Annotated in this window: 13 protein-coding genes; 1 reads left to right on the top strand and 12 read right to left on the bottom strand. The window is 67.8% G+C overall.

What is annotated here, in order from left to right; genetic code table 11:
• Positions 1 to 69 precede the first annotated feature (69 nt).
• The 12 genes from KV203_RS08950 to thrS all read right to left on the bottom strand — a co-directional run bounded on the left by KV203_RS08950 (position 70) and on the right by thrS (position 11,883).
• Positions 70 to 816: a YebC/PmpR family DNA-binding transcriptional regulator gene (locus KV203_RS08950; protein WP_066468084.1), complete on the bottom strand. Its 747-nt coding sequence runs from the start codon at positions 814 to 816 to the stop codon at positions 70 to 72.
• A 46-nt stretch (positions 817 to 862) separates the two neighbouring features.
• Entirely contained in the window at positions 863 to 1,474 is a 612-nt protein-coding gene (pdxT, locus tag KV203_RS08945) for a pyridoxal 5'-phosphate synthase glutaminase subunit PdxT (RefSeq protein WP_066468083.1), read from the bottom strand.
• A 23-nt stretch (positions 1,475 to 1,497) separates the two neighbouring features.
• Positions 1,498 to 2,340, bottom strand: coding sequence for an acyl-CoA thioesterase (locus KV203_RS08940; RefSeq protein ID WP_066468291.1), 843 nt, complete (start codon positions 2,338 to 2,340; stop codon positions 1,498 to 1,500).
• Between the two features lie 41 nt (positions 2,341 to 2,381).
• Positions 2,382 to 3,950 (bottom strand): cation:proton antiporter family protein, encoded by a 1,569-nt coding sequence (locus KV203_RS08935; protein ID WP_246600938.1) that lies wholly within the window; start codon positions 3,948 to 3,950, stop codon positions 2,382 to 2,384.
• An 80-nt stretch (positions 3,951 to 4,030) separates the two neighbouring features.
• On the bottom strand, positions 4,031 to 4,933 hold the full coding sequence (gene pdxS / locus KV203_RS08930; RefSeq protein WP_066468285.1) for a pyridoxal 5'-phosphate synthase lyase subunit PdxS: 903 nt from the start codon (positions 4,931 to 4,933) through the stop codon (positions 4,031 to 4,033).
• A gap of 123 nt (positions 4,934 to 5,056) precedes the next feature.
• Entirely contained in the window at positions 5,057 to 5,395 is a 339-nt protein-coding gene (locus KV203_RS08925) for a hypothetical protein (RefSeq protein WP_066468078.1), read from the bottom strand.
• Positions 5,396 to 5,443: 48 nt separating this feature from the next.
• Positions 5,444 to 6,469 carry an NUDIX hydrolase gene (locus tag KV203_RS08920; RefSeq protein WP_066468075.1) on the bottom strand — a complete coding sequence of 342 codons (1,026 nt, stop codon included), beginning with the start codon at positions 6,467 to 6,469 and terminating at the stop codon, positions 5,444 to 5,446.
• Entirely contained in the window at positions 6,466 to 7,593 is a 1,128-nt protein-coding gene (locus KV203_RS08915; protein ID WP_066468073.1) for a glycosyltransferase family 4 protein, read from the bottom strand. Before KV203_RS08915 ends, KV203_RS08920 begins: the two co-directional genes overlap by 4 nt.
• A gap of 18 nt (positions 7,594 to 7,611) precedes the next feature.
• Positions 7,612 to 8,568 (bottom strand): phosphatidylinositol mannoside acyltransferase, encoded by a 957-nt coding sequence (locus tag KV203_RS08910; RefSeq protein ID WP_246600781.1) that lies wholly within the window; start codon positions 8,566 to 8,568, stop codon positions 7,612 to 7,614.
• Positions 8,565 to 9,227: a phosphatidylinositol phosphate synthase gene (gene pgsA, locus KV203_RS08905; protein ID WP_066468069.1), complete on the bottom strand. Its 663-nt coding sequence runs from the start codon at positions 9,225 to 9,227 to the stop codon at positions 8,565 to 8,567. Before pgsA ends, KV203_RS08910 begins: the two co-directional genes overlap by 4 nt.
• Positions 9,228 to 9,271: 44 nt before the next feature.
• Positions 9,272 to 9,841 carry an ATP adenylyltransferase gene (locus tag KV203_RS08900; RefSeq protein WP_066468067.1) on the bottom strand — a complete coding sequence of 190 codons (570 nt, stop codon included), beginning with the start codon at positions 9,839 to 9,841 and terminating at the stop codon, positions 9,272 to 9,274.
• Positions 9,838 to 11,883: a threonine--tRNA ligase gene (gene thrS, locus KV203_RS08895; protein WP_066468065.1), complete on the bottom strand. Its 2,046-nt coding sequence runs from the start codon at positions 11,881 to 11,883 to the stop codon at positions 9,838 to 9,840. The genes KV203_RS08900 and thrS overlap by 4 nt, the downstream gene beginning before the upstream one ends.
• Before the next feature lie 161 nt (positions 11,884 to 12,044).
• Here thrS and KV203_RS08890 point away from each other — a divergent pair, with 161 nt between their 5' ends.
• Entirely contained in the window at positions 12,045 to 12,671 is a 627-nt protein-coding gene (locus KV203_RS08890; RefSeq protein WP_066468281.1) for a DJ-1/PfpI family protein, read from the top strand.
• Position 12,672 lies beyond the last annotated feature (1 nt).

The following is a 12,672-nucleotide window of genomic DNA, read 5'->3' as shown; positions in this document are numbered from 1 at the left end:
CGCCTACGAACAATTGTTCGAGAGCTTAGCGGGTCACCCGGACACGACCGGCACGGCGCGCGACGACGCCTACAGCCCGGCCAATACTTCGTCCGACACGTCGACGTTGGTATAGACGTTCTGTACGTCGTCGCAGTCTTCCAGCGCGTCGACCAGCTTGAACACCTTGCGTGCACCGTCGGCGTCGACGGCCACGCTCACCGAGGGCTGGAAACTCGCCTCCGCGGAGTCGTAATCGATGTCGGCCGCTTGCAGCGCACTCCGTACCGCCACGAGGTCGCCCGGCTCGCTGACCACCTCGAACGAATCGCCCAGGTCGTTGACATCCTCGGCGCCGGCATCGAGCACCGCGCCCAGCACGTCGTCCTCGGCCAACCCGTTCTTCTCGAGCAGCACGACACCCTTGCGGTGGAACAGATACGCCACCGAACCCGGGTCGGCCATGTTGCCGCCGTTGCGGGTCATCGCCGTACGTACCTCGCCGGCGGCCCGGTTCCGGTTGTCGGTGAGACACTCGATGAGCACGGCGACCCCGTTCGGGCCGTAACCCTCGTACATGATGGTCTGCCAGTCCGCGCCGCCGGCCTCTTCACCGCCACCGCGTTTGCGCGCCCGCTCGATGTTGTCGTTGGGTACCGACGACTTCTTGGCCTTCTGGATGGCGTCGTACAGCGTGGGGTTACCCCCGGGATCCCCGCCCCCGGTGCGCGCCGCAACCTCGATGTTCTTGATCAGCTTGGCGAACATCTTGCCGCGCTTGGCGTCGATGACGGCCTTTTTGTGCTTGGTGGTGGCCCATTTGGAGTGGCCGCTCATCTGCTACGTCCTTCACGTCTGGGTCTACCCGGGCAACTCGGCGATTCTACGCACCGTTCGCCGAGGCACGGTCGACCATCGCGACGAACATCGCGTGCAGCCGGCGATCACCGGTCACCTCCGGATGAAACGCAGTGGCCAGCCGGACCTCGTCCCGTACTGCGACGACCCGACCGGCGGCCGGGCCGTCGAGGATGCGCGCCAGGACGCCCACGCCCGGACCCACCCGCTCGACCCAGGGCGCCCGGATGAACACCGCCCGCATCGGACCGCCGGGCACTCCGGTCAGCTCCAGCTCGGTTTCGAACGAATCCACCTGCCGGCCGAAGGCGTTGCGGCGTACCGCGATATCGAGTGCGCCGAGCGGTAGCAGGTCGGGCCGGGTGTCGAGCACCTCGGTGGCCAGCAGGATCATCCCCGCACACGAGCCGAACACCGGCAGCCCGTCGCGCAGCCGCGCCCGCAGCGGATCGGCCAGATCGAACGCCGTGAGCAGCCGCGCGATGGTGGTGGACTCGCCGCCCGGCAGAATCAGCCCGTCGACGCCGGCCAGTTCGTCCGCTCGACGGACCGGAACCGGGTCCGCGCCACAGGCAGCCAGCGCGGCCACATGCTCGCGTACATCGCCCTGTAAGGCGAGCACTCCTATCCGCGGCACGGCGGCGAGCCTACCGGTCGTCCTCAGCCGGTGCCGTCGCCGTGCTTGTCCCGGAGCCGACGCGTCAGACCTTCCTGCACCACAGCGGCGACCATCCGTCCGGATCGATCGAAGATCCGGCCCTGGGTCAGTGCGCGGCCGAACCCCGCCGACGGCGACGTCTGGTCGTAGAGCAGCCACTCGTCGGCCCGGAACGGTCGCAGGAACCACATCGCGTGATCGAGCGACGCGGTCTGCACCCGGTCGCCCCGGTGGTGCACCATCGACGAACCGAGCAAGGTCATGTCGCTCATGTAGGCCAGGGTGCAGACATGGATGAGCGGATCATCGGGCAACCGGCTGCGATATCGCAGCCACACCTGCTGCTGAGCCGCGACCCGTTCGCGCCGGGTGACCCGATCGGGCGGGATGATCCGGATGTCGTAGTGCTCGCCCCACTCCTGGAACAACCAGTGTCGCTGCTCGGCCGGGCGGTCCAGCGGGTCTTCCAAGTCGTCCGGAGCGGGCACCGGCGGCAGCTCGTCCTGATGCTCGATCCCCGCGTCCAGCTTCTGGAACGAGGCGGACATGGTGAAGATCGCTTTTCCGTCCTGCACCCCGGTCACCCGACGGGTGACGAACGAATTACCGTCCCGGATCCGGTCGACCAGGTACACCGTCGGCTCGTTCGGGTTGCCCGGGCGGAGGAAGTAGCCGTGCAGCGAATGCACGAGATACTCCGGTTCGACCGTGCGGACCGCGGATACCAGCGCCTGGCCGGCCACCTGCCCGCCGAAGGTCCGGACCAGTTGGGTCGCGGTGGTCCGGCCGCGAAAGATGTCCCGCTCCAGCTGCTCTACGTCGAGGGCTTGCTCGATCGCCACCACCCGCACGCTCCTTCCACTGCCGATGCCGCTCGGCTCACAGCCTAGGCATTCGGCTCCCGCAAGCCGGCGACGGCGTCGTCGGCCAACTCCTGGCCCGCCTCTTCGTACAGGTGGTGCACCGAGTGCGCACCGAGCCGCTCCAGCTGCGGAATCTGGTCGGCATACTTCACCACCGCCGCCACCCGGCCCGCGAACGGGTGGTGTCGCAGCTGCTCCAACGCGAACACGTTGCCTTCGTGTGCCGGCATCGCTAGCAAGATCAATCGCACCCCGGTGGATACTTCCAGCTTCAGCCAGAAGTCCGTGTCGGCAGCGTCGCCCTCGACCACGTTCAGGCCCTCGGCCAGCAGTCGACGCACCCGGTCCCCATCGTTCTCGATGCCGAGCACCCGCATCTGGAACGTCTCGGTCAGCCGCAGATAGGCACCGTGCCCGACCCGGCCCATCCCGAGCACGATCGCTTCGGCGTCACCGACGTCGATCGGTCGATCGTCCGGGTGGAGTCGGTCGACCGGCACGGTCGGTACAAATCGCTCGAAGCGGCTGTTCAGCGCTTCGCTCCAGGTGTTCAGCGGCGCAGCGATCGCGAAGCTGGCCGCTACCGCGAGCGAGAGCACCACCAACCATTCGTCGCTCAGCCAGCCCCGTTCCGACGCGAGTGCGGCGACGATCAGGCCGAACTCCGAAAAGTTCGCCAGTGCCAGTGTGGCGAGCAGGTTGGTCCGCCCGCGCAGCCGAAACAGCGCGAAAACCCCCAGATAGACCAGGGTGGCGACGGGCAACAACAACAGCAGTGCCGACGCGACCGCGACCGTCTCCCAGGTCGGCAGGTCGCGCAATCCGATGGAGAGAAAGAAGCCGACCAGAAACAGCTCTTTCATGTCGAACAGCGACTTGGCCAACGACGGTGCCCGCGAGTTCGGCGCCAGCAGCATGCCGACGATCAACGCGCCGAGGTCACCCTTGATCCCCACCGCCTCGAACGCCGCGTAGCCGAGGACCAATGCCGACAGAATGCCGAACAGCACCTGCATTTCACCGTGCCCGATCCGGTCCAGAACAGCGCGCAGCAACCAGGAACCGGGAAGGAGCAACAGCAACAGCGGCGCCCAGCGACTGGGCAGATGCCCGGTACCGGTGAGGAACAGCACGGCGAAGATGTCCTGCATCACCAGGACGCCGATCGCGATCCGGCCGTAGAGCGCGCGGGCCTCCCCGCGACTCTCCAGCACCTTGATCGCAAACACCGTGCTGGAAAAGGAAAGCGCAAAACCGAGCAACAGCAGCGTGCGCAAGTCCGCGTCGCGCAGCAGAACCAGGCCGGTCAGCTTGATCGCGAACAAGCCCAGGGTGAGCGCGAGGGTGGAGGTCACCGCGTGCAGTACGGCAGATCCCCATACTTCACCGCGGAGCAGAGTCCGCACATTGAGTTTGAGCCCGATGGTGAACAGCAGAAGCGTGACGCCGAGGTCGGCGACCGTCTCGACACTCGCACTGAGCCGGTAGCCCAACATGTGCAGCACGAAGCCCGCAGCGAGGAACCCCACCATCGGGGGCAGCCGGATCAGCATTGCCAGCACGCCACCGGCGAACGCGACCACGATCAGCATGGGTTCCACGCGGGCAGCCTATCGACGAACCCGGTTGTCCGCCTGCGCAAACCGAGCTGTTCGGGCGAATGTGCGGCCGATCACCAGCCGCGTTCGGCGAGTCGGTGATCGACGGGAAGCTGCTCGACGTTGATCCCGACCATTGCCGTACCGAGTCCGCGCGAGACCTCTGCCAGCACATCCGGATCATCGTGGAACGTCGTCGCCTTCACGATCGCGGCGGCCCGCTGGGCCGGATTGCCGGACTTGAAGATGCCCGAGCCGACGAACACGCCTTCCGCGCCGAGTTGCATCATCATCGCGGCATCGGCGGGGGTCGCGATTCCCCCGGCGGTGAACAACACGACCGGCAGCCGACCCGCCTGGGCCACCTCGCGGACCAGCTCGTACGGTGCCGCCAGTTCCTTCGCGGCGACATACAGCTCGTCGTCGGGCAGCGAGCCGAGCCGACGAATCTCGGCGCGGATCTGCCGCATATGCGTGGTCGCGTTCGAGACGTCACCGGTGCCGGCCTCGCCCTTGGACCGGATCATCGCCGCACCTTCGGTGATCCGGCGCAGTGCCTCACCCAGATTCGTCGCACCGCACACGAACGGGACGGTGAAGCGCCACTTGTCGATGTGGTGCGCGTAGTCGGCCGGCGTGAGCACTTCGGATTCGTCGATGTAGTCGACGCCGAGACTCTGCAGGATCTGCGCCTCGACGAAGTGACCGATCCGCGCCTTCGCCATCACCGGGATGGAGACTGCGGCGATGATGCTGTCGATCATGTCCGGATCACTCATCCGGGACACCCCACCTTCGGCGCGGATATCGGCCGGCACCCGCTCCAGAGCCATCACCGCGACCGCCCCGGCGTCCTCGGCGATCTTCGCCTGGTCGGGGGTGACCACGTCCATGATCACGCCACCGCGAAGCATCTCCGCCATGCCCCGCTTCACCCGCGAGGTACCGGTCGTCTGGCTGGTCTCGGACGTGCTCACAGCGAACTCCTGGGTCGGCAACTCGGAAGGGTGTCGCGTCGGCGACGGCACCTCTGCGACCCGCAAGTGTAGGTGGCGTAACACAGCCGACCGATAGCCGGTCGAGGATGAGTGGCCCGCCGCTCAGGCCGGATGCCGCAAGATGTCCAGGATCTCGTCGAGCTTGACCGTGTGCTCATCCAACTTCACGGTGTGCTCATCCAACTTCACGGTGTGCTCATCCAACTTCACGGTGTGCTCATCCAACTTCACCGTGTGCTCATCCAACGTCCGGGTGTGCTCGTCGAACTTGGCGGTGTGCTCATCCAACATCCGGGTGTGGGTGGCCAGGATCACCCAGTGTCGCGCGAGCGTCGCGATCAGTTCCGTCTGTGTCGATGTGATGCCGTCGAGCATCACGTAGATGGCGTATACATCGTTACCGAGCTGGCGGATTTCCCGCCCTGTCTCCCCCGTATTCATGCTCGGAAGCGTAGCGCCGGGCACCGACAGACGGTCGGCATCGATCGGTCACCGGATCGTCCGGACCTCGGGTTCGGCACCGGCGGTGGCGGCCGCGCGCGCCTCGGCGAGCAGCTCGTCGAGGTCGTCCGGGTACACCGGCTCACCGGCTGCCACCAAGCGCGCGATGTCGTCCGAGCTACACCAACGATGCTCGCTGATCGTGCGCCGCTCCAGCTCGGTGAAATGGGCCGAGACCGGCTCGAACGACAGCGTGGCGAGCGCGAAGAAGAGCTCCTCGGAACGGATCAGCTCGCCGTCGTAGGGAAACACCGCCACTCGCCGCCAGATCGGCCCACGTAGATCGGCGTTGTCGATACGATGCCCGGTCTCCTCGAAGACCTCCCGCACGGCCGCCGAACGCAAGTTCTCCCCGGGCAGCACCCCGCCCCCGACCGTGATCCAGAACGCCGCATCGGGCTGCCGCGGATCGACCCCGCGGAGCAGCAGCACCCGGCCCTCCGGATCCAGCAACAGCACTCGGGCGGCCGTGCGGTTGTCGGCCAGGTCGAGCCCGGTGGGCACCGAAGGCGCGCGTTCGGCAATCTCGAAGTAGGCCGGCGTCGGCGCGGTGCCACCCAGATGCAGTACCCGAACCACCGGCCGGCTGCGTAGCGCGCGGGTGTCGCGAACGGCGTCGTTGTAGAACCGGCGTCCGATCAGCACCCTGGCCTCGGCGTCGGCGAGCTCACCGACCAGCTGCGGACGGAGCTCGTCGACGTCGATTCCGGCCAGGCCGGCCGAGAGCTGGTTTTCCACGGTCTCCCGGTCGCTGCGATCCGCGCGTTCGGCGCGGTCGGCCAGCCGAGCGAGCTGCCGGGACCGCTCGGCGTCGACGGTCGACGCCGCCGATGCCACCGATCTCGCCACGACGGCGCGCCGGCCCAACGCCGACTCGAGCGCCTGCCAGGCCAAGTCGGCGCGTACGTGTAACCGATCCAGCCGATTCGCCACCGAATACGCCCAGACCGCGAAACCGACCAGCAGCACCACGACCAGCGTGAAGAGCGCGATCGTCCCGGCCGACAGCGTCATCGTGCGCCGGCGCGGACGTGCAGGTCGCCGACGGCAACCGCCTCGTACACTCGCAGAATCTGCTCGGCGACCACCGGCCAGTCGTAGTCGGCGACCGCCCGACCGGCCGCCCGAACCAGCTCGGTCCGCCGCGGCTGATCGGTCAGCATCGTATCGACGGCCGCGGCCAATCGGTCCGAGTCGGCGACAGGTACCAAAAGACCCGCTGCCCCGTCCCGCAGCACTCGACGAAATGCATCCAGCTCGCTCGCCACGACCGGCGCTCCGGCAGCCATCGCCTCCACCAACACGATGCCGAAGCTTTCCCCGCCCAGGTTCGGCGCGCAGTAGACATCTGCGCTCCGCATCGCCGACGCCTTCCGCGCGTCGGTCACCTGCCCGAGGAACCGCAGATGCCCGGAGAGCGGGCCGGCCGCCCGGCGCAACCGGTCCTCGTCACCGCGTCCGACGATCAGTACCTGCAGGTCGGGATGGCGCGAGACCAAGGCGGGCAAGGCGCCGAGCAACACCGCCATTCCCTTGCGTGGTTCGTCGTAGCGCCCGACGAACAACACGGTCGGTCCGGACCGGGGGTAACCGGGTAACCGGGGCGCATTCGCGAAGAACGGCACGTCCACTCCGTTGGGGATCTCCACGGCGTTCGAGCCGAGCGCTTCCACCTGCCAACGGCGAGCCAGCTCGGATACCGCGATTCGGCCCCGGATCTTCTCGTGGTAGGGCCGCAACACCCCCTGGAACGTGCTCAACACCAGCGACTTCGTGGTCGAGGTGTGGAAGGTGGCGACGATCGGACCTTCGGCGACCTTGAGCGCGAGCATGGACACGCTGGGGGCGTTCGGTTCGTGAATATGCAGGACGTCGAAGTCGTTGCCGCTGATCCAGGCGCGCAGTCGCGAGTAGGCGGTCGGACCGAAGGACAGCCGCGCCACCGACCCGTTGTACGGGATGGACACCGCACGCCCCGCGGACACGACATAGTCCGGCAGCGGCGTCTCCTTGGCGGCCGGCGCGAATACACTGACCCGATGCCCACGCTCGATCAGCACCTGGGCGAGATCGACCACATGTGCTTGCACGCCCCCCGGCACATCCAGCGAGTACGGGCACACCATTCCGATCTTCATACTTCTCCCGACCTCGATCTATCCCTCGCCGATCCGCTCCAGCCGGGCATCGGTCAGATCACCGAGCCAGAGCGGTTGCAGCATGTGCCAATCCGCCGGATGTGCGGCGATGTCGGTGGCGAACTCGTCGGCCAACAGCTGGGTAGCGGCGGGCACCCCGCCGGTGGTGTCGATCGGTGCGCCGACCCGGAACCCCCATCCCTCGCCTTCACCGGCGATGTCGGTGAACCAGGAGCCCACCGGCAGTAGCGCCGCACCGGTTTCGACGGCCAACCGGGCCGGCCCGGCCGCGAACCGGGTCCGCCCGTCGAAGAAGGTCACCGCAACGCCGTGTCGTTGGAGATCGCGCTCGCTGAGCAGGCAGACGATGCGGTTGGCCCGCAGCCGCTCGGCGAGCAGCTGGAACGGGGGTTGCTCGCCGCCGGTGAGCGGAAACACCTCGAACCCGAGACTTTCCCGATAGGCGACGAACCGCTCGAACAGCGACTCCGGCCGGAGCCGTTCCGCCACCGTGGAGAACTGTCCGTGCTGCTGCACCAGCCACATTCCGGCGATGTCCCAGTTGCCCGAGTGCGGGAGCGCGAGGATCACCCCGCGACCCCGTGCCAACGCCGCGTCGAGGTGTTCCAGCCCGGTCAACCGCAGCCGTGGGTCGGCCGCAAGTCGGACATGATCCATGCTCGGCAGGCGGAAGGCTTCGCGCCAGTACCGAGCGTAGGAGCGCAACGCATCCCGGACCAGCTCGTCCGGTACCTGGGCTGCGGGTCGGCCGAGCACTCGGGCGAGGTTGCGCCGCAGCTGGCCGGCCTCGCCCCGCCCCGCTGCCGAACTCTCCCGCCGGGCCGCGATGTCGGCTCCCGCCCGAAACGCCCCCGCCGCCATCCGCTCCGGCATCAGCCGCACCGCCCGCCATCCGGCACCATAGCCGAGGTCGGTGGCCCGCGCGCGCAGCCCGAATCCCGGCAACGGGCTCACCGGCCGTCGCTCGCCGGGGCGGCCGAGAGCACATCCCGAGCACCGGCGGCGCGGCGCACCGCGAGCATCCGCTGGACGACGGTGACCACGCTGAGCGCAGCCAATGCCCACATCGCCACCTCGATCGCGTGGCCGAGCCAACCGACCCCGAAGTGGTCGCCGATCCCGGTCAAACCGGCTCCGACCAGCACGATGATCAATCGATCGGGCCGTTCGATCAGGCCGCCGTCGGCGGACAGCCCACTCGCCTCGGCCCGGGCCTTCGCGTAGGAGATGACCGCCGAGGTGACCAAGCAGATCAAGGTAGCCGCAACCAGCGTCCGGTCGTTCGCCTGATACGCCGCCCACCAGGTAAGCCCGGCGAAGATGGCACCGTCGGCGATCCGGTCGCAGGTCGCGTCGAGCACCGCACCGTACTTGGTTCCGCCGCCCTGTGCCCGCGCCATCGCGCCGTCCAGCATGTCGAACATGACGAACAGCCAGATCACCATGGTGCCCCAGAACAGGTGCCCCGTGGGGAACAAGGTCACCGCGGCAGCCACGGTGGCGACCGTGCCGACCAACGTCATGGCGTCCGGAGTCAGGCCGACGTTCACCAGCGTCCGGCCGAGCGGCGCGGTTACCTTCGACACCGCGTCGCGCCCGAAAAAGCTCAGCACCGCACACCTTCCTCGCATCCCGAGTGCGAGCTCACTGTAATGCCCTAATCCGACGTTGTGTCCGGAGCCTGGTCCGCGCCGGTCGTCTCCCACGCGGCGGCGAGTAGTGCGCGGGTGTCACGCAACAGCTGCGGCATCACCTTTACCCCGCCGACGACGGTGATGAAGTTGGCGTCTCCGCCCCATCGGGGCACCACATGCAGGTGCAGGTGATCAGCCAGGGACCCGCCGGCAACCCCGCCCAGATTGAGTCCCACGTTGAACCCGGCGGGCCGGGACACCGCTTTCATCGTCCGGATCGCCTGCTGCGCGAACGTCATCAGCTCGCTGCTCTCGGCGACGGTCAGCTCTTCCAGCCCGGCGACCCGGCGGTACGGCACGATCATCAGATGCCCCGGGTTGTACGGGTACAGGTTCAGCACCGCGTAGACCAGCTCACCCCGCGCCACGACCAAACCGTCCTCGTCCGACATCTTCGGGATGTCGGTGAACGGTTCTCCGGTCGCATCGGCCGGCTTGACCGCTTCGGTGATATACGTCATCCGATGCGGAGTCCAGATCCGTTCCAGCCGGTCCGGTTCTCCGGCGCTGCGGTCGACCAGCCCGTCGCTCATCCCGGCTGCACCGTCTCGGCTGTCGGCGAGGTGTTCTCACGGCGTCGCACCCAGTCCGCGATCAGCGCGACCGCGTCGCCCACCGGCACGGAGTTGACGGTGCTGCCATCCCGGAAGCGGAAGCTGACCGCGCCGGCTGCCACGTCCCGCTCACCGGCGAGCAGCATGAACGGCACCTTCTGCGCGGTCTGATTGAAGATCTTCTTCTGCATCCGGTCGTCGCCGGTATCCACCTCGGCGCGGACGCCGACGGCCCGCAGCCGATCGATCACCTCGACCAGGTGCGCGGTGTGCGGCTCCGCGACCGGGATCCCGACCACCTGCACCGGGGCCAGCCATGCCGGGAACGCACCGGCGTAGTGCTCGGTGAGGACGCCGAAAAATCGTTCGATCGAACCGAACAGGGCGCGGTGGATCATCACCGGGCGCTGCTTGGACCCGTCGGGAGCGGTGTACTCCAGCCCGAACAGCTCCGGCTCGAAGAAGTCCAACTGCAGCGTCGACATCTGCCAGTTCCGCCCCAGCGCATCCTTGGTCTGCACCGAGATCTTCGGACCGTAGAACGCCGCACCGCCCGGGTCCGGCACCAAGGGCAGCCCCGACGCATCCGCCACCTGCTGCAAGACTGCGGTGGCCGCGTCCCAGACCTCGTCGCTGCCCACCGACTTGTCCGGGTTGCGGGTGGACAACTCCAGGTAGTAGTCGTCCAGGCCGTAGTCCGCGAGCAGGTCCAGCACGAACCGCAAGGTGTTCGACAGCTCGTCGAGCATCTGTTCTCGGGTGCAGTAGATGTGCGCGTCGTCCTGGGTGAAGCCGCGCGCGCGGGTCAATCCGTGGATCACCCCGGACTTCTCGTAGCGGTACACCGAGCCGAACTCGAACATCCGCAGCGGCAGCTCGCGATAGGAGCGACCGCGGCTGCGGTAGATCAGGTTGTGCATCGGGCAGTTCATCGGCTTGACGTAGTAGTCCTGGCCGGGCTTCCGCAGGCTGCCGTCGAGGTTGTACTCCGCATCCAGATGCATCGGTGGGAACATCCCGTCCGCGTACCACTCCAGGTGCCGGGAGACCTCGAACAGATGCCCCTTGGTGATGTGCGGGGTGTTGACGAACTGGTACCCGGCCGCCACATGCTGCTGCCGGGAGTAGTCCTCCAGCTCCTTACGGATGATCCCGCCCTTGGGATGGAACACCGGCAGGCCCGAGCCGAGCTCGTCCGGAAAACTGAACAGGTCGAGCTCTTGACCGAGCCGACGATGATCCCGCTTGTCGGCCTCGGCCAGCAGCCGCAGGTGCTCGTCCAGCGCGTCGGTCGACTCCCAAGCCGTGCCGTAGATCCGCTGCAATCCCTCGCGGGATTGGTCACCGCGCCAGTACGCCGCCGAGCTGCGGGTGAGCTTGAACGCCGGGATGAACTTCGTCGTCGGCAGGTGCGGACCCCGGCACAGGTCGGCCCATATCCGTTCCCCGGTACGCGGGTCGAGATTGTCGTAGATGGTCAGCTCGGACCCGCCGACCTCCATCACCTCGGGATCGTCGATCCCGGCTTTGTCGGCGATCAGCTCCAGCTTGAACGGCTCGTTCGCCAGCTCCAACTGCGCGGACTCGGCGTCGGTCACCCGACGGGAGAACCGCTGCGCGCCCTTGACGATCTTGCGCATCCGAGTTTCCAGCTTCGCCAGATCGTCCGGCGTAAACGGCCGCTCCACCTGGAAGTCGTAATAGAAGCCGTCGGTGATCGGCGGCCCGATGCCGAGCTTCGCCTCCGGGAATTCCTGCTGCACCGCCTGGGCCAACACGTGCGCGGCCGAATGTCGGATCACGCTGCGCCCGGCTTCGGTGTCCGCCGCGACCGGTTCCACCTCGACGTCGGTCCCCGGCGCCCAGCCGAGGTCGCGCAGTCGGCCGTCCGGATCCCGCACCACGACTACGGTTCCCGGACCCTTCAGCGGCAGCCCCGCCTCCCGCACGGCCGCGCCCGCGGTCGTCCCGGCCGGCACGAGGACGGATTCGATGCGAGCTTGCACGGCAGGCGCGGTCACGAGATCGGCTCCTGGGGAATCGAGAGGTGCGGCGGGGAACGGCCCCATGCTATCGGCCCGCCCCGCGCGGCAAACCAGTCGGGGAACGAGCATCGTCGCCGGAGAGGTCCGGCCAGGCCGACCCGGTTACTCGACCGCCACCCATTGACAGCATGCTGCCGATGACACAACTTACTGTCATGACGACGGTCCACTTGGCGGTATACGACACCCTGGCCGACTGGGAGATCGGCTACCTGACCACCGCACTGAACTCCGACCTGACCCGCGAGCCGGTCGAGTTGCGGACGGTCGCGGCCGGCGCCGGGCCGATACGCACCAAGGGCGGTCTACGAATTCAGCCCGACCTGACCCTCGCCGAGCTGTCCCCCACGGCAAGCGCCTGCCTGGTGCTGCCCGGCGCCGACCACTGGACCTCCGGCGCGCTGAGCGACTTCGCGGCGGCCGCAAAGGTCTTTGTCGGCGAGCACGTTCCGGTGGCAGCGATCTGTGGCGCCGTGTGGGGCATCGCAGCCGCCGGCCTGCTCGACGAACGCGCACACACCGGCGCGGACCCCGGCTTCCTCGCCGCCAGCGGCTACCGCGGTGGTGCGCGCTACCGGTCCGATGCGGTGTCGGTCAGCGACGGACTGGTCGTCACCGCCAGCCCGATCGCGCCGGTCGAGTTCGCCCGCGACGTACTCGCCACACTCGACCTGTGCGACCCGAAACGACTCGACGCCTGGTTCCGGTTGTTCCGATATCAGGAGGCGGCCGCCTACGCCGAGCTCCAACGGCAGGATAGATAGA

Source organism: Skermania piniformis (genome assembly GCF_019285775.1).
Lineage (GTDB): Bacteria > Actinomycetota > Actinomycetes > Mycobacteriales > Mycobacteriaceae > Skermania > Skermania pinensis.
The sequence above is the reverse complement of the archived record's forward strand: the minus strand, read 5'-3'. Positions and strand labels throughout refer to the sequence as shown.